This is a genomic window from Pseudomonas cichorii (assembly GCF_015471405.1).
GTDB lineage: Bacteria > Pseudomonadota > Gammaproteobacteria > Pseudomonadales > Pseudomonadaceae > Aquipseudomonas > Aquipseudomonas serbiensis.
Map to the genome: position 1 here is coordinate 1 of NZ_BLVZ01000023.1, position 19,729 is coordinate 19,729.

At 58.6% G+C, this 19,729-nt stretch carries 17 protein-coding genes and 1 pseudogene; 4 read left to right on the plus strand and 14 right to left on the minus strand.

Translation table 11 applies throughout. The features are described 5' to 3' along the window. The 4 genes and pseudogenes from JL015_RS27855 to JL015_RS26455 all read right to left on the minus strand — a co-directional run. A pseudogene (locus JL015_RS27855) lies at window positions 1-351 on the minus strand (hypothetical protein); the annotation flags it as partial. Window positions 352-357: 6 nt separating this feature from the next. After that, window positions 358-3,744 (minus strand): T6SS effector BTH_I2691 family protein, encoded by a 3,387-nt coding sequence (locus tag JL015_RS26445; protein ID WP_201020562.1) that lies wholly within the window; start codon window positions 3,742-3,744, stop codon window positions 358-360. A gap of 435 nt (window positions 3,745-4,179) precedes the next feature. Next, window positions 4,180-5,010, minus strand: a complete 831-nt coding sequence (locus tag JL015_RS26450) for a mechanosensitive ion channel family protein (protein ID WP_201005671.1) — start codon at window positions 5,008-5,010, stop codon at window positions 4,180-4,182. A gap of 121 nt (window positions 5,011-5,131) precedes the next feature. Then, on the minus strand, window positions 5,132-5,611 hold the full coding sequence (locus JL015_RS26455; protein ID WP_201020563.1) for a YajQ family cyclic di-GMP-binding protein: 480 nt from the start codon (window positions 5,609-5,611) through the stop codon (window positions 5,132-5,134). Window positions 5,612-5,782: 171 nt separating this feature from the next. Between JL015_RS26455 and JL015_RS26460 the strand changes: the two genes are divergently transcribed. The 3 genes from JL015_RS26460 to JL015_RS26470 are packed head-to-tail and all read left to right on the plus strand — an operon-like array spanning window position 5,783 to window position 9,388. Then, on the plus strand, window positions 5,783-6,703 hold the full coding sequence (locus JL015_RS26460) for a putative 2-dehydropantoate 2-reductase (protein WP_201020564.1): 921 nt from the start codon (window positions 5,783-5,785) through the stop codon (window positions 6,701-6,703). Window positions 6,704-6,747: 44 nt separating this feature from the next. Then, window positions 6,748-8,787 (plus strand): sensor histidine kinase, encoded by a 2,040-nt coding sequence (locus JL015_RS26465; RefSeq protein ID WP_201020565.1) that lies wholly within the window; start codon window positions 6,748-6,750, stop codon window positions 8,785-8,787. Window positions 8,788-8,803: 16 nt separating this feature from the next. Continuing rightward, window positions 8,804-9,388 (plus strand): cob(I)yrinic acid a,c-diamide adenosyltransferase, encoded by a 585-nt coding sequence (locus JL015_RS26470; RefSeq protein WP_201020566.1) that lies wholly within the window; start codon window positions 8,804-8,806, stop codon window positions 9,386-9,388. Window positions 9,389-9,543: 155 nt separating this feature from the next. On the opposite strand, the gene JL015_RS26475 is transcribed toward JL015_RS26470, so the two are convergent. The 4 genes from JL015_RS26475 to secA form a co-directional block, all read right to left on the minus strand. After that, window positions 9,544-10,488: a Nudix family hydrolase gene (locus JL015_RS26475; protein ID WP_201020567.1), complete on the minus strand. Its 945-nt coding sequence runs from the start codon at window positions 10,486-10,488 to the stop codon at window positions 9,544-9,546. Then, window positions 10,485-11,117, minus strand: a complete 633-nt coding sequence (locus tag JL015_RS26480; RefSeq protein WP_201020568.1) for a glutathione S-transferase family protein — start codon at window positions 11,115-11,117, stop codon at window positions 10,485-10,487. Before JL015_RS26480 ends, JL015_RS26475 begins: the two co-directional genes overlap by 4 nt. A gap of 178 nt (window positions 11,118-11,295) precedes the next feature. Continuing rightward, the gene (gene argJ / locus JL015_RS26485; RefSeq protein ID WP_201005681.1) at window positions 11,296-12,513 is read right to left on the minus strand and encodes a bifunctional glutamate N-acetyltransferase/amino-acid acetyltransferase ArgJ; all 1,218 of its coding nucleotides are present in this window, start codon (window positions 12,511-12,513) and stop codon (window positions 11,296-11,298) included. 111 nt (window positions 12,514-12,624) lie between these two features. Beyond that, window positions 12,625-15,360, minus strand: coding sequence for a preprotein translocase subunit SecA (gene secA, locus JL015_RS26490; RefSeq protein ID WP_201020569.1), 2,736 nt, complete (start codon window positions 15,358-15,360; stop codon window positions 12,625-12,627). Window positions 15,361-15,666: 306 nt separating this feature from the next. Between secA and JL015_RS26495 the strand changes: the two genes are divergently transcribed. Next, window positions 15,667-16,122, plus strand: coding sequence for a DUF721 domain-containing protein (locus JL015_RS26495; RefSeq protein ID WP_201005683.1), 456 nt, complete (start codon window positions 15,667-15,669; stop codon window positions 16,120-16,122). A 3-nt stretch (window positions 16,123-16,125) separates the two neighbouring features. Here the strand turns inward: JL015_RS26495 and JL015_RS26500 are convergent, their stop codons facing one another. From JL015_RS26500 to JL015_RS26525, 6 genes are read right to left on the minus strand one after another with little or no spacing between them, the layout of a single operon-like run. Continuing rightward, window positions 16,126-16,800: a hypothetical protein gene (locus tag JL015_RS26500; protein WP_201020570.1), complete on the minus strand. Its 675-nt coding sequence runs from the start codon at window positions 16,798-16,800 to the stop codon at window positions 16,126-16,128. After that, the gene (gene gspM, locus JL015_RS26505) at window positions 16,797-17,234 is read right to left on the minus strand and encodes a type II secretion system protein GspM (RefSeq protein ID WP_201020571.1); all 438 of its coding nucleotides are present in this window, start codon (window positions 17,232-17,234) and stop codon (window positions 16,797-16,799) included. Before gspM ends, JL015_RS26500 begins: the two co-directional genes overlap by 4 nt. Next, the gene (locus tag JL015_RS26510; protein ID WP_201020572.1) at window positions 17,231-18,346 is read right to left on the minus strand and encodes a type II secretion system protein GspL; all 1,116 of its coding nucleotides are present in this window, start codon (window positions 18,344-18,346) and stop codon (window positions 17,231-17,233) included. Before JL015_RS26510 ends, gspM begins: the two co-directional genes overlap by 4 nt. Continuing rightward, complete coding sequence (locus tag JL015_RS26515) at window positions 18,343-18,933, minus strand: PulJ/GspJ family protein (RefSeq protein ID WP_201020573.1); 591 nt, start codon at window positions 18,931-18,933, stop codon at window positions 18,343-18,345. The genes JL015_RS26510 and JL015_RS26515 overlap by 4 nt, the downstream gene beginning before the upstream one ends. Continuing rightward, window positions 18,930-19,295: a type II secretion system protein gene (locus JL015_RS26520; RefSeq protein ID WP_201020574.1), complete on the minus strand. Its 366-nt coding sequence runs from the start codon at window positions 19,293-19,295 to the stop codon at window positions 18,930-18,932. Before JL015_RS26520 ends, JL015_RS26515 begins: the two co-directional genes overlap by 4 nt. Beyond that, on the minus strand, window positions 19,292-19,729 hold the full coding sequence (locus JL015_RS26525; protein ID WP_201005692.1) for a prepilin-type N-terminal cleavage/methylation domain-containing protein: 438 nt from the start codon (window positions 19,727-19,729) through the stop codon (window positions 19,292-19,294). The genes JL015_RS26520 and JL015_RS26525 overlap by 4 nt, the downstream gene beginning before the upstream one ends.

Here is a 19,729-nt window from a genome sequence, read left to right on the forward strand (position 1 = left end):
GGGGCCTGCAAAATTTGGATAGTAGTCGTAGTACTCGACAGAGCCTCCATGGAGTGTGATGTGGTAGTTGAACATAGCCTTCTGCCTGACTGCGAACACAATCAAATAAGTCCCGAATACTACAGGTGCGCAGCCGAACGCTATAAGCATGTCCAGAGCTTCCGGCAAATCATCCCACAACAACCATAGACAATAAAGAAAAGGGAGAAGACAGGCCGTTACTACAGCAAGATAAGCTTTTTTTAGCTCCTTTGGAGAACACTCGATTGTTTTTATGCTCCATATCATTACAGCTGTATCGCTGCTGAAAGTTTCGTTCTGCTTTGTGCTGCTGGCTGCTATATGAGTCATAGAATTTTATTCCGGAAGCACAAGGATCAGTGCGTTGGCGCGGCTTTTCTTATTGATTTCTAGAAGTGTGAGGCTTGAGCCATCTACTGCCATATCGCCCTCCTGGCTTAGCTCTATCTGATAAAGGTAGCTTTGAGCTTTCTGCCCTGAAGCACTCACCGAGTTCGGATACCAGATTTGCAACTCAATGTAGGTAGCACCTTCCTTGAGCGGAACCCAGGTTTGCCAGACGACATCCTCGCCCGCAGGAAAAATCGGGAAATACAGATCCGATGGTGAATAGGGAGGCCGTTCATTACCGATCTTTCCAAACTCCTTGAGAGGAGTGAACTTGCCACGCTCTTCAAACTTGTCTGCAATGGGCGTATCCGTTTGCTCCGTTGGCAGAAAACCGAAAGGTCGCGTACTGCTGATAACATTAAGCTGAACCAGTTGCCCGCGTAATGCCTCAGGCAAACGCATTTGTATCCAGGCACCGTTTTGTACTGGCATATTTACATACCCAGCTAAACCTATGTATTTTTGCCTATACTCAACCGTACTTTTAATAAGAATTTGCGGACTCAGTTGGATTTCCAGCAAAGAACGCTTTTCTTCAACTTCTCCTTCTGGCGTATCAGCATGTCGATATTCAGGTGAACGCGACCAGCAACACTTTCGCAACCACCAGCCAACACTGTCCTGTTTGAAATAGTTCAGGACCATGGTAGCAATTAAATAAATAGATCCGACGATGAGAAGAGCAACAGCAAACCACGAGCTCATTACAATAGCTACGAGTGTCTTGGACAGGCTCAACCCCGCAATCAATTGTAGAGAACCGCCAATACCCATCACAGCTACAGCAAAGCCTTTTACATAGAGCGCAACTTTTTCTTCTGCGGTCTTGGCATTTTTTTGATCCTCCCAGATATCCCAAAGCTCCAACACCGCCGCCGCCACCGCAAACGCCCCCAAAGCCACCATCGTGCTCCTGAACCCGCGAATCGCATCTCCCCAAGCGCTGTTTCCCTGAGCTTTCCAGTAGGCGGAAGAGCGATCCAGAATGCCGATGTCATATCCACCGATTACCACCGGCGTCGCATTCTTGATCACCGCCCACGGCGCTTCGACAAAAACAGCCATCAACAGATTGAAGCTGTAACCCAGGCTGTAACCGACCTTGACGATATCCTTGCCGCTGAATTCGCCATCGCGGGTCAGGTCTTCATAGAGGAATGCAGTGTTGATGAAGTTGAGCAGGATGACGCCCCAGGTGATCCCGGCTCCGAAACCACCTAAACGCTCGCTCCAGGCTTTGGCGCGGGTGTGCCAGTCCCTGGCGACGTCCAGGCCGGACTTGAAGAAGGCACGGATTTCGTCCTGCAGCAGTTGGGCGTATTGGCTGTTCTGAAAGTCCAGCAGGCCCGGGATTTTCAGTTCGTGCAGGCGCAAGGCTTCCAGTTGTGATTGCAGCAGGCGCGCCAGGTTTCGGCGTTCGCGGGGATGGTGCGGGTAGAGCCAGTTAAAGCGGGTGTCGTCGATCTGTTTGGTGAGCAGCCACCATTCGCGTTTCCACTGCTTGAGTCGGGAGGCGATTTGTTCGTTGATGCGGATCATTTCCGGCGTATTGGCCAGAATCTGGCCGATCATGAAGTTACGGACCAAGGCCGCGAGGTTCTGGCCCTTGCCCAGCGCCAGACGGCTGTCGACCGGCACCCAGGCCAGCAGCATGTTTTCGGCAATCGTTTTACCTGCCCCGCTCGCCAGTTCGCGCAGGGCCTTGAAGGTGTCCTGCACCGGCTGTTTCAGCTTTTTCATCCAGGCCGCGTCGACGAAACCCTGATGGTTGAGCGCGGCGTTGAGTTCGCCAGCGCGGGTGGCCAGGTTGGTGAAGTCGCCAATGCCGTTGAGCAGGGCGTTGGCTTCCTGATCCAGAGCTTCCTTGAGGCCTGGAGAAAAGCCGTAACGCATCGTCCCGAACAGCGTACTGCCCCGGGCTTCCTGCTTAGCCAACCAGACGCTGGCCTGTTGATCCTGGCCATAGACCATCAGCAAGTCGGTCATGACGGTTTGCAGGTACAGCAGGGTTTTCGGGTTGGCTGTGTCGATGAACAGCCTGAGCGGGTCGCTGCCAAGGTGCTCGGCCCATGTCTGGAAATCCGCCTGGGTGTCGCGGACCTGTTGCAGCAGGGCTTCGCTGATGGGCAGGTTGTCTTGCAGATAGGTACGTGCGCCCTTGAGGTCGACTTCACGGCGCCATTTCTCGCGATCCTTCCAGGCCTGCCGGTCGTCTTCGGACGGGTATCGGCCATAACGGGTATGCAGCATCTGGCGCATGTCTGCGCTCTTGAACATGTCCATCGTGCCCAGCGAGCCACCCGGAGGATTGCCGTGCATGGTCAGCATCTCCTCCAGGTCCATCTGGTCGAAATACTCCTCCATCTCATGCAGGTAGCGCTGGGTGCTGGCGCTGTCCTCGCGTACCCACGAGGGCAGGTGTTTGAGCTCGCCATTGGCCCCGCAAAGCGCGGTTACGGTCTGAGCCATTTGCAGCTTATGTTCGTGTTCCTGTTGCCAGTTCTGATACGCGGCCTGATCACCCGCCAGTTGCATGCCCAGGTCGTTGAACACGCCCAGCGGATCGTCGAGGGCGACCAGCAGCGAGCTGCATCTGTCCGGGACATTGCCCAGCCAGTACACATCGGCCCCGAGCGGGGTAAAGAGCGATTTCGCCGCCTGATCAGGCTGTGGCTCGGGCTCGGCAGTCGGAATGGACGAATCAGTGAAGCGTTTGTCCTCGACCACATAATTCTTGTCGATATCGGCGACGGCCGTGGCGAGCGTCATCAGTGGCAACGTACCCGGCTCGTTCAGGGTGGCGCAGAAGTTGGCCAGGTCCAGAGGCTTCATCCACAGGGCGCGGCTGTCGGCGTGTGAGCGCATGTGCTCGCAGATTCGCCAGGTCCATTGCACCGGGGAAAAAGCCAGATGCAGGCGGTTCCTGCGGGGGTAAAACAGGTAAGGGTTGCCCTCTCCATCGCCGCTGCGAACGTCACGCCCCAGATGGGCCTCCGTCCAGACGATGCGCGTCAGGCAGGCATCGGACGCCGAAACGCTGTACTCATGAAACGTCCCTGCCGTTTCGTCGAACACATAGACATACCCGTCGTAGAGCTGGCGCAGGGTGTAGCTGCGGGTCTTGAGTCGTGGCAGTGGGCTCCACTGGCCACGGGCGGGCAAGGGCTTGAGCTGTGCGGGGTCGACATCGTAGTGCGAACGGTCAAGGGCATAGCGCACCGGGACAATGGCGATATCCGCCGTCTTGAGCGAACAGGCACAGGTGGCAGAAGACGGAGACTTGTCGAAGCGTGCTCCACGCCGTTCTTGCAGGGTGCCGTGTTTCTTAGTCATGGGACGCACCGCTGCGTGCGTCTTCAGCGGATACCTGGAGGTGAAGAGTGATGAAGCGAGGAGCCTGATAAACGAGCATGAACATCCCTTGTTCCCTGATGGTTGCCGAGCGACTTCGCTCGGACGTGGGAACGGTCTGTATCAAGAGTCATGCCTGTTAATTTTTCTATATAACAATCAATAGCTTAAATTTAAACCTCCTAAAAACTGGTTATTTTTCATACAAAAATCCCGAAAAAGTGCGCAAGCCCATGCGCACCTGCGCAATATCTTGCGCAGCTGGTCGAAGAGCCCTGTTCATAAGGGTTGGAGGGGATTTCAGGGGTGTTTTATCAAGGATGGGGTGCGCAGATATTTGCGCATCAAGGCTTAATGCCTGCGGTCATCAAAAAGCTCGATGCCTGGAGCATCGAGCTTTTTGAGCGAGCTGTCCGCTTACTCCTGAACCACACGCACCATGCGCTGTGGCGAAGGGATATCGATACCTGCGGCTTTCAGACGATCACGTGCCTCGATATTGAAGAGCGAACTCACATCGCCCATATCGCCGGTCTTGGTCCATACCCTCAACGACAGGGTAATCGCGTTTTCGCCCAACGCCGCGACGACAGCCTGCGGTGCCGGATCCTGAAGGACACGCGGGTCCTGAGCCATCTCCAGCAGCACCTCAAGTGCTTTCCTCAGGTCGGCATCGGGGCTAACACCGATATCGAACACGATCTTGCGGGTCGGCTGGCGGTTGGTGTTGGTGATGATGCCGTTGGACAGATTGCCGTTGGGCATGATCACTGTTCGGTTGTCGCCGGTACGCAGCACGGTATGGAAAATCTGGATACTGTCGACAGTACCCGCCACACCCTGGGCCTCGATCCAGTCGCCGATACGGAACGGGCGGAACAGCAGAATCAGCACGCCACCCGCAAAATTCGCCAGGCTGCCCTGCAATGCCAGGCCAATGGCCAGGCCCGCAGCACCGATAGCCGCGACGAACGAGGTGGTTTCCACACCGATCATCGACGCGACGCTCACCACCAGCAGAATCTTGAGAATGATGTTCGCCAGGCTGGCGACAAAACCCTGCAATGCCAGATCTGCATTACGCAGTGCCAGCAATGCACCCAGTTTGCCGGTCAATCGGTTGATCAACCACCAGCCAATACTCAGTGTTACCAGCGCCAGCAGCACACGGCTGCTGTATTGCATGATCATAGGAATCCAGCTTTGTGAAACCTTCCACAACTGATCGACTTCTGCGCTCAAATCCATCTTGTTTCTCCTGCCTGTCACGAGCCAATCTTGAAAGGACTGCCGGAAACAATCATTTCAGCGTTTACAGGGGTGTTCGGACATGTCCGGGAATAAAGGGTTCCCGGACAACCAGAATCACCTAGTCACGGAAGTTGTTGAATTGCAGCGGCATCCCCGAGTCGTATGTACGCAGTAAAGCAATGGCATCTTGCAGGTCATCGCGCTTTTTACCCGTGACGCGCACTTGTTCGCCCTGAATGGCGGCCTGCACCTTCAGTTTAGCGTCCTTGATATGGGCGACGATTTTCTTGGCCAGCTCCTTGTCGATACCTTCCCTGAGCACGGCTTCCTGCTTCATCACTTTGCCCGAAGCGTAGGCGTCCTTGACCTCAAGGCACTTCACGTCGATCTTGCGCTTGACCAGGGCAAGCTTGAGGATTTCGATCATCGCTTCAAGCTGAAACTCCGCCTCGGCGGTGAGCGTGACGGTCAGCTCCTTGAACTCGAAAGTGCCTTTGCCTTTGAGGTCATAGCGACGGTCCAGCTCTTTGATGGCGTTATCGACGGCATTAGTGACTTCGTGTTTATCCAATTCGGACACTACGTCGAACGATGGCATGTAATTTCTCCAGATAAACGGCGCGCCCGAAAAAAGCGAACGCGCGTGACTTGACGGTATGAAAGAACGCTCATTATAACGAGACTTTCCCAGCCTTCACTGCGAGCCTTTCATGTCGACTTTCGATTTTATCGCTGCAAGGCCGTTCAACCTTTTGGACATCCCTCTCTGATGGGCGCTATCTGGCACATACTCGGCGCGGGCAGCCTGGGCAGTCTGTGGGCCGCAAGACTGGCCCGTGCGGGCGTTCCGGTGCGGCTGGTCCTGCGTAATGCTGCACGGCTGCAAGCCTATCAAGCCAACGGCAGCTGCCTGACCCTTGTGGAAAACGGCGTTGCCCAACCGATCTTCATTTCGGCCCAGACTCTCGACAGCGATGAGCCCATCGAGCGTTTGCTGGTGGCCTGCAAGGCCTATGATGCCGAGCAAGCCGTGGCTCAGGTGGCTTCGCGCCTGCATGCCAATGCAGAAGTCGTCCTGTTGCAGAACGGCCTGGGCAGTCAGGATGCTGTGGCGGCACGTATTCCACATGCCCGCTGCATTTTTGCATCAAGCACCGAAGGGGCATTTCGCGAGTCGGACTGGCGTGTGGTATTCGCGGGCCACGGCTATACATGGCTGGGCGATGCCCGTGAGCCAACGCCACCTGCGTTCCTGCAAGACCTGCATGACAGCGGCATTGCCCATGAGTGGACGCCCGATATCCTGACGCGCCTGTGGCGCAAGCTGGCCTTGAACTGCGCCATCAATCCGCTGACCGTTCTCCATGATTGTCGCAATGGCGGCCTGCAGGACCATCACTGTGAAGTGGCGACGCTGTGCGTCGAACTCACGGACCTGCTGGAACGTTGTGGCCAGCCCGTGGCGGCCCAGGACCTGCACACTGAAGTGCAACGGGTGATCAAGGCCACGGCGGCCAATTACTCGTCGATGTATCAGGACGTGGCCAATGGCCGACGTACAGAAATCAGCTACCTGCTCGGCTACGCTTGCGCTGCGGCCCTTCGTCATCAATGTGCCGTGCCTCACCTGCAGCAACTACAGACGCGACTGACCACTCATCTCGCAAGCAAGGGTTTGCGTACCGACTAGCGCACGCTACCCTGCTGGTTCATCCTTCGCGTGTGATTCGCCCCATGCCATTGCGCCAGCGCCTAGAAAACCTGCCCGTAGGCCAGAAACTGCTGGCAGCCCTGCTGGTCCTGTTGACCACGGTGCTGCTGGTCGCCAACCTGACCTTCATCAGCGCCGCTTATTACATCTCTCAGGAAGCCATGGCCCCACAGGCCTTACAGACCATCGGACGCCTGATCAGCAGCCCCAATCTAAACGAGCAGGCCTTGAGTTCACCGCGCAACGCCCATGCCCTGCTCAAGGAGCTAAAGAGCTACGGGCCGTTGCGTGCAGCCGCGCTCTACGACAACGACGGCAATCGACTGGCGCAAGTGCAACAGGGCGAAGGGCTTCACCTGCCCACCCATTACGGCGATATCGAAGGCTGGCGCCTGACCGAGTTTCGCAACACACAAATCATTACCGTGCCCAAAGGGGACCAGGCTCCGGGGCATTTGTTGCTGGTCGCCAGCAGCGAACTGCCGACTGCGTTTTACACCGGTACGCTGACGGCAAGCCTGGGCATTCTGATATTCAGCGTTCTGCTGTGGCTGGTCGTGGCCCGCCAGATCAGGCGCCTGATTACCGAACCGATCTATCAGCTCGAAGAGCTGTCGCGTCAGGTCACCCGCGAAGAAAACTATGCCCTGCGCGCCGGCCCCGGCAACGAAGACGAGATCGGTAACCTGGCCGAAGCCTTCAACACCATGCTGTCACGTATCGAAGCTCGCGAGCAGCAACTCAAGCGGGCCCGCGACGACTCGCAGGAAGCCTATGCACAGGCTCAGGGCCTTGCCGAAGAGACCCGCCATACCAACCGCAAGCTGGAACTGGAGGTCAAGGTTCGCAGCAAGATCGAGAAAAAGCTCACCGGTTTTCAGAACTACCTCAACAGCATTATCGACTCGATGCCCTCAGCGATGATTGCTCTGGACGAACAGCTTTATGTCACCCAGTGGAATCAGGAGGCGACCGCCCTGTCCGGCACAACGCTGGACGAAGCGCTCAATCAGCCGATTTTCATTGCCTTTGAGCCCATGAGAGCGTTTCTGCCACAGATCAAACAGACCGTTGAGCAACACAGCGTCACCAAGATAGAGCGTGTGACGTGGATCAAGAACGACGAACCTCGCAGCTATGCCCTGACCTTCTACCCGCTTGCAGGCGATGCAGGCCGTGGCGTGGTGATCCGTATCGACGACATCACCCAGCGTATTTCCCTGGAAGAAATGATGGTGCAGTCGGAAAAGATGCTCTCCGTTGGCGGGCTTGCAGCAGGCATGGCCCACGAGATCAATAACCCGCTGGGCGCAATTCTGCATAACGTGCAGAACATCCGTCGCCGCCTCTCGCCGGAACTGCCGAAGAACATCGAACAGGCCGAGTCGGACGGTATCGACCTGAATACCGTCAATCATTACCTGACCAGTCGCGGCGTCCCGCAATTACTCGATGGCATTCAGCAGGCAGGCGCACGGGCAGCAAAGATCGTCAGCCACATGCTCAACTTCAGCCGCCTGAGCAACCGTCAGCTGACGCCTTGCGAACTGCCCGCCCTGATCGATCAGGCGCTGGAAATCGCTGGTAACGACTTTGACCTGGCGATCGGTTTCGACTTCAAGGGCCAGCACATCATTCGCCAGTTCGACCCTGAACTGGGGCCGGTCCCCTGTATTCCCAACGAACTGGAACAGGTGCTGCTCAACCTGCTGAAGAACGCCGCGCAAGCCATTCACCAGCGAGCGGAAAATGAAGCAGAACCCGGACGCATTACCCTGCGCACCCGCCTCAACCCGCCATGGGCGGAGATTCAGGTCGAGGACAATGGCATCGGTATGGCGGAGAACGTTCGCAAGCGCACCTTCGAGCCATTTTTCACGACCAAGGAAATTGGTCAGGGCACCGGGCTGGGTCTGTCGGTGTCGTACTTCATCATCACCAACAACCACAAAGGCCAGATGGAAGTGCAATCGTCCATCGGCATGGGAACCTGCTTCACTCTGCGCCTGCCTCTGGCAGGCAATCAGGTGAATGTGCAGCAACAAGTCATTTCAAAGCTGTAAGCCAGGAGCCATTCAGATGGGCTTTCGTTTGTCGAAGATTTACACACGCACCGGCGATGCCGGAGAAACCGGGCTGGGCGACGGTCGTCGAGTACCCAAGGATCATCCGCGTGTCGAGGCCATCGGTGAAGTCGATACGCTCAACAGCCAGTTGGGGCTACTGCTGGCCGGGCTGGGCGAACATGCGCAGCGCATTCCTGCACTCAATGAAGTGATCGAGGTGTTGAGCCCTTGTCAGCATCGTTTGTTCGACCTCGGCGGAGAACTGGCGATGCCAGCCTATCAGGCGCTGAATACTGCTGAAGTCGAGCGACTGGAAGCCGCTATCGATGCATGGAACGAGGAAGTCGGGCCGCTGGAAAATTTCATCTTGCCAGGAGGCTCGATGCTGATCGCCCAGGCCCATGTCTGCCGCAGCCTGGCTCGCAGTGCAGAGCGACGCTGTCAGCACCTCAATGCACTGGAACCGCTGGCCGGTGTCGGGCTGGCGTATATCAATCGGCTGTCGGACTTGCTGTTCGTTGCCGCCCGCATCATTGCCAGGCGGCAAGGAGTTGCGGAAATACTCTGGCAGCCTGCTCCCAAGCCAGACAAGACCTGACCCGCAAGTGTAATGCCGATCATTTATCACTTGTGGGTGGGGCCTTGGCCGCGACGACCCAAGTTACAGGCAACATATTTTCAGCGCCTGAACTGGCTGTCGCGGCCAAGGCCCCTCCCACAGGTTGTGCTCACCATCAATCCAGAGGGAAGTCGTTACGCGCCTGGCCAGAAGGCGCGGATTCCGGCTACGCCTTGTGCGCCGCTTTCCCAGGCGCGCTGACGCTCATCGGGGCCGACACCGCCCAGCAGGAAGACCGGCCTGGTGAAACCGGCAATCAGGCGGGAGGCTTCTTCCCAACCCAGCGGCTGCGCGTCGGGGTGAGTCTGGGTCGGCTGGACCGGTGACAGGGTGACAAAGTCCACACCCATCTGTTCGGCCAGGGCCAGCTCTTCGGCGTTATGGCAGGAGGCCGCCAACCAGCGTTCCTCAGGGAATGGACGACCACGGCTGGCGTACTTGCGCAGCTGCTCCGCCGTCAGGTGCCATCCGGCGGACGGGAAATCACCCAGCCATTCCAGAGGCCCTTTGAGCATCAGTTGAGCCTTGCCAGCGCACAACCCCACGGCATCCACCGCCAGATCACGATATTGCGGGTCATAACCACCCGGAGCGCGCAACTGGATCAGTTTGATACCACCGGCGATGGCTTTCTGCATGCCGCGCAGAAGCTCGGGGGTTTCCAGACCATCGGGCGTGATCAGGTAATCGCTGGACAAACGTGCCGCCGCAACAATCGGTTTGTTGGCCGCTGGAAACTCGTAACCGGCCAGTTCCCGATGGCTAGCCCACACCAGCGGTTGCCCTTCGGCACCATGAGGCTCGCCGGTAAAGGCCGAGACTTCCCAGACATCCAGCAAGACCTGTTTGTCCGGGTAATCGTGCTGGATCTTGATCAGCGGACGCGCCGCTGTAACACCAATGCCCAACTCTTCTTGCAGTTCACGGCTCAATGCGGCCTGGACAGCCTCCCCGGCTTCAACCTTGCCACCGGGAAACTCCCACAAACCGCCCTGATGCTGGTTATCTGCACGCTTGGCGATAAGAATCCTGCCGTCAGCGCCACGAATGACAGCAGCGGCCACATGAACACGTTTCACTCATCGGTCTCCTGCAAGGCAGCCTGTTGCCAGCTCTGGAAGGCAGGCCACTGGTAAAGGGTTTCAATATAGGCCAGCGCTTCGGCAGGCAAGGCTACGCGGTAGCCACGCAGACGGATGGCCACTGGCGCAAAGAAGGCATCGGCAATGCTCGCCTGACCGAACAGGAACGGGCCGCTTTCAACCGCCGCAGCACCGCACTCGCTCCACAGCGCAACAATGCGGTCGATATCGTGTTGCGTGTCGACCGGAATGACTTCCAGCGCCTGATCGCGGCGCAGGTCCATCGGCATGTTGGAGCGCAGGCTCATGAAGGCACTGTGCATTTGTGCGCATGCCGAACGGGCCTGGGCACGGGCGGCCGTATCACGCGGCCAGAGATTGGCCTCGGGGAAACGTTCGGCCAAGTATTCACAAATCGCCAGCGAATCGATGATGGTCCCGTGTTCGCATTGCAGCGCCGGGACCTTGCCGGTTGGCGAGTATTCAAGAATCTGTTTGCGGGTGTCCGGCTTGTTCAGGCGAATCACCTGATCGGTGTATGGCTGGCCAGTCATCGCCAGCACCAGCCAGGGGCGCAGCGACCAGGAGGAATAACGTTTGTCGCCGATGATGAGGTGCAGAGACATGTCCTTGGCTCCAGAGTCAGACAATGTAATGCCGATCAGTTAAGGCACAAACAAAACGTGTGGGAGGCAGCTTGCTGGCGAAAAGGCCTGAAAACCGGCAGATATTCTGCGTCTGTACGCTACAGTCGCCAGCAAGCTGCCTCCCACAAAGTGATTGATGACCTGAACTGATGGGGGATCAGGTGCGGTATTCGGCGTTGATCTTCACGTATTCGTGGGACAGGTCGGTAGTCCAGATCGTTTCGCTGCAATCACCGCGGCCCAGCTCGATACGGATGGTGATTTCTTCCTGAGCCATGACTGCCGAACCCTGCTCCTCAGTGTAGGTCGTGGCGCGGCAACCCTTGCTGGCGATGCACACGGAGCCGAGAAACACGTCGATCTTGCTGACGTCCAGATCCGGTACACCTGCACGGCCGACCGCAGCCAGGATACGGCCCCAGTTAGGGTCGGAAGCGAACAGCGCCGTCTTGATCAGTGGCGAGTGAGCCACTGCATAGCCGACATCCAGGCATTCCTGGTGATTGCCGCCGCCATTGACTTCAACGGTCACGAACTTGGTCGCGCCTTCGCCGTCACGCACGATGGCCTGGGCCACTTCCATGCACACTTCAAAGACCGCTTTCTTCAAGGCCTCGAACAACGGGCCTTTGGCCTCGGTTACAGCCGGTACGTCGGCCTGACCGGTGGCGATCAGCATGCAGCAGTCGTTGGTCGAAGTATCGCCATCGATGGTGATGCGGTTGAACGACTTGTTGGCGCCGTCGCGGATCAGGTCCTGCAACACGCTCTGAGACACTTTGGCGTCGGTCGCGATGTAACCCAGCATGGTCGCCATGTTCGGACGGATCATGCCCGCGCCCTTGCTGATGCCGGTCACGGTGACGGTAACGCCCTCGTGCTGGAACTGACGGCTGGCGCCTTTTGGCAAGGTGTCAGTGGTCATGATGCCGGTCGCAGCGGCGGCCCAGTTATCCACAGACAGGTCGTCGAGAGCGGCCTGCAAGGCACCTTCGATCTTTTCCACAGGCAACGGCTCGCCGATCACGCCGGTGGAGTAAGGCAGTACGGCGCTGGCATCGACGCCAGTCAATTCGGCCAGCCTGGCGCAGGTGCGGGTCGCGGCCGCCAGACCAGGCTCACCGGTACCGGCGTTGGCATTGCCGGTGTTGGTCAGCAGGTAACGCACAGGGCCTTGCACACGCTGCTTGGCCAGAATGACCGGTGCGGCGCAGAACGCATTCAGTGTGAACACGCCGGCAACACTGGAACCTTCGGCGCATCGCATGACTACGACGTCCTTGCGCCCCGGGCGCTTGATGCCGGCAGAAGCGATGCCGAGTTCAAAACCGGGAACCGGGTGCAATGTAGGCAAAGGACCAAGACCAACAGCCATGGGGTGCGCTCCTTGAGCAGTATCTGCGCCGTCCGCATCGGTACGGCAATCAATGAAAAAACGCCGCGACGGGTAAGCCGGTCGCGGCGTGTGTATTACAGAGTCAGAGCCTTAACTGATCTGACCGTGACAGTGCTTGAACTTCTTGCCCGAACCACACCAGCAGACTTCGTTGCGACCCAGTTTCATGTCGTTGCGAACCGGCGCGGTGGCGACGGCCACATCACCGCCCTCTTCAACCAGTGCTGGCTGATCGAGGCTTGGCGCTTCGGCATGCTGGAACTGCATGCGCTTGGCGAGTTCTTCGGATTCGCGACGCAGACGCGCCTCTTCTTCCTCTGGATCTTCACGACGAACCTGAACATGGGACAGCACGCGAATGGTGTCGCGCTTGATGGAATCCAGCAGTTCCTGGAACAGGGTGAAGGACTCGCGCTTGTATTCCTGTTTCGGGTTCTTCTGTGCGTAGCCGCGCAGGTGGATACCATGGCGCAGGTGGTCCATGGTCGACAGGTGGTCTTTCCACAGGTCATCCAGAACACGCAGCAGGATCTGCTTCTCGAAAGTACGCAGAGCCTCGGCGCTGGCCTGATCTTCCTTCTCGGTGTAAGCGACCAGCAGCTCTGCCAGAATCTTCTCGCGAAGGGTTTCCTCGTGCAGGTGATCGTCTTCGTCGAGCCACTGCTGAATCGGCAGTTTTACAGCGAAATCGCTGTTCAGCGAAGCTTCCAGACCTGCGACATCCCACTGCTCTGGCAGTGATTGTGGCGGAATGTGCTGGCTGATCAGGCCACTGAGCACTTCTTCGCGGAAGTCGCTGATGGTGTCACCAATGTTGGTGGCTGCCAGCAGGCTGTTACGCATGTGGTAGATCACTTTACGCTGCTCGTTGGCAACGTCGTCGAACTCGAGCAGTTGTTTGCGGATGTCGAAGTTGCGACCTTCCACCTTGCGCTGCGCCTTTTCGATAGCGTTGGTCACCATGCGGTGCTCGATCGCTTCGCCGGACTGCATGCCCAGAGCTTTCATGAAGTTCTTCACCCGGTCAGAGGCAAAGATGCGCATCAGGCTGTCTTCAAGCGACAGGTAGAAACGGCTGGAACCGGTATCGCCCTGACGACCGGCACGACCACGCAACTGGTTGTCGATACGGCGCGATTCATGACGCTCGGAAGCGATGACGTGCAGACCACCCGCCTCGATCACCTGCTGATGGCGTTTCTGCCAGTCAGCCTTGATCTGAGCGATCTGCTCGGGGGTCGGGTTCTCGAGGTTGGCAACTTCGACTTCCCAGTTACCGCCCAACAGGATGTCGGTACCGCGACCGGCCATGTTCGTGGCGATGGTCAGCGCACCCGGACGACCGGCCTGGGCGATGATTTCCGCTTCCTTCTCGTGGAACTTGGCGTTCAGGACCTTGTGATCGATACCTTCCTTCTTGAGCAGATTGGACATGTGCTCGGAGGTTTCGATGGTCGCCGTACCCACCAGTACCGGACGATTCTCGGCCAGACAGGCCTTGATGTCGGTAACGATTGCCGCGTACTTCTCTTCCGCCGTCAGGTAGACGAGGTCGTTGAAGTCCTTGCGCGCCAACGCCTTGTTCGGCGGAATGACCATGACCGACAGGCTGTAGATCTGATGGAACTCGAACGCTTCGGTGTCGGCTGTACCGGTCATGCCGGACAGTTTGTTGTACAGACGGAAGTAGTTCTGGAACGTGGTCGAAGCCAGGGTCTGGCTTTCGGCCTGAATGTTCAGGTTTTCCTTGGCTTCGATGGCCTGATGCAGGCCTTCGGACAGGCGGCGGCCCGGCATGGTACGACCGGTGTGCTCGTCGACCAGCAGAATCTGGCCGTCCTGAACGATGTATTCGACATTGCGGTTGAACAGCGTGTGAGCACGCAGACCGGCATACACGTGGGTCAGCAGGCCCAGGTTATGCGCCGAGTAGAGGCTCTCGCCTTCCGCCAGCAGACCGACTTCGGTCAGCAGTTCTTCGATGAACTGGTGACCGGCTTCGTTCAGCTCGACCTGACGGCTCTTCTCGTCGATGGTGTAGTGGCCCGGCTTGGTGACCTCACCTTCCACTTCCTCGATGTGACGCTCAAGACGCGGAATCAGGCGGTTGATTTCGGTGTACAGGCGGGAGCTGTCTTCAGCCTGACCGGAAATGATCAGCGGTGTACGAGCTTCGTCGATGAGAATCGAGTCGACTTCGTCGATTACACAGAAGTTGAGTTCGCGCTGGAACTTGTCTTCCATGCTGAACGCCATGTTATCGCGAAGGTAATCGAAACCGAATTCGTTGTTGGTGCCGTAAGTGATGTCGGCAGCGTAGGCCGCGCGCTTCTCTTCCGGTGGCTGGAATGGCGTGACGATCCCGACGGTCAGGCCGAGGAATTCGTACAGCGGACGCATCCAGTTGGCGTCACGACGGGCCAGGTAGTCGTTCACGGTTACAACGTGTACGCCCTTGCCAGCCAGTGCGTTCAGATAAACGGCCAGCGTACCTACCAGGGTTTTACCTTCACCGGTACGCATTTCAGCGATCTGACCTTCGTGCAGGGTCATGCCGCCGATCAACTGGACGTCGAAGTGGCGCATGCCCATGACGCGCTTGCCCGCTTCACGCGCAACCGCGAAAGCTTCAGGAAGGAGCTTATCGAGGGTCTCGCCTTTGGCTATGCGGGCCTTGAACTCTTCGGTCTTGGCACGCAGTTGCTCGTCCGAAAGGGCCACCATTTGCTCTTCGAAGGCATTGACGACTTGTACCGTCTTGAGCATGCGTTTGACTTCACGCTCGTTCTTGCTTCCAAAAAGTTTTTTTAACAAAGGCGCAAACATATCGACAGGATCTTCCACACATAGGAATGGAGGGCGGCCCCGTGAGTCGCCCGTGCAGCCTTATGGCCGCATGCGAACGAGTATTCTACCCGGAAACGATGGTGAGGAAAGTGGCGTTATTCCACGATGCTGGCACAGCGCTGTTACGGGGCAGTCTTACAATGGGGCCATTATTCAGCACTTCAACCCGCTCAGGGCCGAAGTTACTCGTTGATTTGCATATAAAAGCACGGAAAGCCCGCCGAACGAAGCTGCAAGAGCGCTTTCTGTTAACATGAGCGCCTTGTCACCCCCGGCATCACATTCATGGCCTTTCGTCCTCTCAATGCTCGAGCACCCGCAGTTCTGCTGCGCGACGCCAAGCCGCTCAAGGCCATTTTTCGCCATGCAGAGCGCCTGAGCCACCTTCAGCGCCTGCTTGAAAGCCAGTTGCAACCGGCAGCCCGCGAGCATTGTCATGTTGCCTCATGGCGCGAGGGCAGCCTGCTGTTGATCGTGACCGACGGTCACTGGGCCACGCGCCTGCGCTACCAACAAAAGCGCTTGCAGCGGCAATTGGTCGCTTTCGACGAATTCGCCAACCTGACACGCATTGTTTTCAAGGTACAGCCTCCTACCGTAGCCAGGGGAGCCGTCGGTCACACCATCGACCTGTCGCCCGCGGCAGCAGAAAGTATCCAGGCCACCGCAGACGGCATCAGCGATCCGAAACTGCGCGCCGCGCTGGAGCGTCTGGCCAGCCATGCCAAGGACAAGAAGTAAGCGTCAGCGTCTGCCCAGCACCGTTTCGAACTGCGATGCGCCCGTCTTCATCACACCGGCCTGAACCAGCAGCGGCGTCACCAGAGCAGCAGGTTCGACCCGACCGCTTATCTTCATCCGACTGGCGGCAGGTTCCAGCAATATCTCGAAACGGTGTTCCCCCTCGCGCTGCACATCGGCCAACAGCTTCATCGCGTCTCGACACTCAAGTTTGAGATGAGCATTGCCCAGCACCACCATCCACGGTGACAACAAGGCCAGGTCCTGGCCCTGAAGGCTTCCTTCGCTGGACGTGCATTTCGCGCCTCGCCCCTGCATCAGCAAACGCCCCTGCCAGCGGCCATCCACTGCATAGGCCGCAGCAGGAGTGATGAGGCTGGCGGCGGGCGCAAGTTCTGCGCTCCATGCCCAGGGCCATCCCTGCATCTTGAGTTCCCAGGCCCGCTGTTGAAAACCAGCGCTTACAAAGCCTTGGCCGATCCAGGGCTGAAGACGCCAACTCAAAGGCCCGACGCTCCCCAGCCGTTCGGCTCGCCCGCTCCACAGGGTTCCAGCGACGCCCTGAGGCTGCCAGCCGGGTGCCCACGCAATAAAGCGAGCCATGAACGCGGCGGGCATGTTGAGCAAAAGCGTCAGGGCAAATACCAGCGTGCCGAGCATCCATAGCTTGCGGCTCATGGTCGTCTCCCGGCACGTCCCACATCCAGGCTGAATACCAGACCCTGATGACCTTGTTCGAGACTCCAGCGCAGCGGTCGCCCGCCCTGTTCCTGAATGCTGCGCATCAGTTGCGTCAGGGGTTCAGCCCGAGTCAGTTCGCCTTGCAGTTGCCAGATGTCACCGCGCTGTTCGACCCGCGTCAGCACCAGCCCTCGCGCACTGGCAAGCGCTTGCCAGTATTCGCTGGAAAAGGCTGGACCGGGGCTCAGTGTCTGGGCCTGCTGCGCCAGAGCCGGCCACTGGCGCAGGTCCTTGCCCCAGGCCAGCAAAGGACGTCCGATCAGCACCAGCAATAACGTCAGGACCACAACCCAACCCGCCAGCAACATGTAACGCCGGGCAGGCGGCAGTGCGACGAAAGCGTTTGAAGCCCGCTGAATCAATGCATTCATGGCTGCCCATCCAGATTGAAATTGAGCGTCAGCAGGGACGTCTTTTCGTTCGCTTCGATGCTGACCTTCGCGCCCACTGCCCTGGCCATGGCCTGCCAGTGAGTCGGGGACGGAGGTGGAGCATCGCCGCTCAGGACCAGCCGCAGGGCTCGCCCGTCGAAATAGGTCCCGGACACGCCCCAGTCCTTTTGGCTGTCGAGCCACAGCGTCATGGCCTGTTCCAGCTCGACGATCTGCTGCTGGCGGCTTCGCCAGTCGGTCTGTTCAGCCTGAAGACGGGACAACACTCGCGCTGCCTGTTGAGCGCTGCCGACTGGTCCGGTCAAGGCTTCGACCTGAGCTTTCCAGGCCGGCACCTGCTGCCAGAATTGCCCCAACGCCAGCACGCCCCAACAGAAAGCCAGCGCTGCACAAACACCTGCCAGACGAAGCTGGGTTCTGCCAAATGGCAACGCCCGTCGCGGAGCCTTTGAACGACGATTGCCAGAACGCACCAACAAATTGGGCAGACGGCTCAACGAAGCCCATCGGGAGGGCCATGGCCCGATGACGTCCTCGTTCGGCTGTCGCCAGTCCTCGGGCAGTTCTCCTAGAACATCCGGCCATACCAGCCAGTGCTGCACGCCATGCTCAGCGCCACGTATCAGGCAGCTGCCTCCCGGATGCGACCAGCGCAGCATCTCACCCGCCGCCTGCTGAGGCAGCAACTGCATCTCGGCCCACAGGTAATCCGGCGATACACCCAGTGCTTCGCACTCGCTCAACCAACGCTGAACCTGTGCGCGCTCCACAACCAGCAACTCCAGATGCCCGGCTACCCGCGACAGGCAACTGACCTGCACCTCTTCGGCAGGCTGTTGCAGCAGGTCCTCCAGCAGCATCGGCCACTCATGAGGTTTGAGACCCGGTGGTGCAGGCACCTGAAAATGGCTGCACTGCGCGGCGGGCATGATCAATGCGAGGGTGTCCTGCAGAAAGTGCGCAGGCGGCGGCCAGTCGCCGTGCTCGGTGCCCGGCAGGCGTTGCCATTGCCAAGTGCCCGTGACGGCAGGACGCAGCAACAACCAATGACGCTCCGTCCGGCGTCTGGCACTCCAGCGCTCAAATATCATGGGCGGCTATCGGGCAAGCTGAAGGTGCAGACATAAGGCGCTCCATGACGCTCGAACTCAAGTCGCACGCCCCGGTCGGGCTGAAGTGCGACGGTGGAAGGAAACGCCAGCCAGCGGGTTCCCTGATAAAAACTGAAACTGACTTTGTCGACGTCATCCAGACGCTCGCGACTCTCCCAGCGTGGAGCGCCGACGGCATACAGATCCGCCGAGGTCCACAGGCTCAAACGCCGCTCCCGCGAGTTGAACGCCAAACGCTGACGCTGCAATCTCGACTGGCCTTCCACTTCGGGCCAGGCCGTCAAGGCGACCCAGCCCAGTTGATTGGCTGCCGGGTCCCAGTCGAGCCAGCTCACCGGCAACGGCAAACGCTTTTCATACAAACGACGCAACACCAGCCCATCAAAACGCCGCTCCAGAGCCAGACAAAACTCCAGCACCACCGGCTCGTTGCCCGGTTCGGCCAGACGCTCGCGAACCTTGATCCAACCGTTCACCAGAGCTGCCAGCACCACACCGATCACAGCCGTAAGCGCCATCGCCACCAGCAACTCGATCAAGGTCAAACCGCGTTGCCCATGGCTCACGGCCGCACCAGAAAAACGGTGTAATTCCCCAACGGCTCACGCTCGTCACGGGCAGCGAACAGCGCCAGTTCACCACGACGCAAGTGCTGGACACCGGTCATGCCCAGGTCCATGCGCCAGTAACAAGTGCTTGCGCCTTGCTGCAATTCACCGCTGACCTTGTTGATCTGCGGCCAGTAGCGCTCGACACCGAATCGCGCCTCCAGCTCACGGGCACACAGGGCACCGAGTCGATGCTGCTGAACGGCCTGATGCACGGTGATGCGCTGACGCAACATCTGGCTGACCATCATGGTCATGACCGCCGCGATGCCCAGCGCCACCATCACTTCCAGCAGGGTGAAACCGCGCTGACGCTTCATGGCAGCTTTACCTGAGTCAGGCTGTTATCGGTGCGCCACTCCCAGCGTTGCTGCCCTTCGGGCCATCGCCAGTTCAGGTTTACCGCTGCACTTACACCCGATGGCGTGAATATCACGCGGGGCTCGTCAGACACTGGCCAGTCCGCCTGCAACCCTTCGGGCCAGGACTTCATGGGCGGTGCATCCGCGACCCAGCGGGTTTGATCCTTGCGGACAAATTCCGGCTGACGACCATTCCAGCGCATCCCCATTACCTGGCCGCTGTGCCGGGCTTGTGCCGCCTGAGTCCGGGCCTCGGCAGCCAGTTTTTCCAGAGCCTGCTGCATCGGTGCATGGCCCGAATCCAGCCAGGCCACGCTCAGGGCACTGAACAGCCCGATGATCAGCAAGACCACCAGAATTTCCAGCAGTGAAAAGCCCCGCGAAACCTTCAC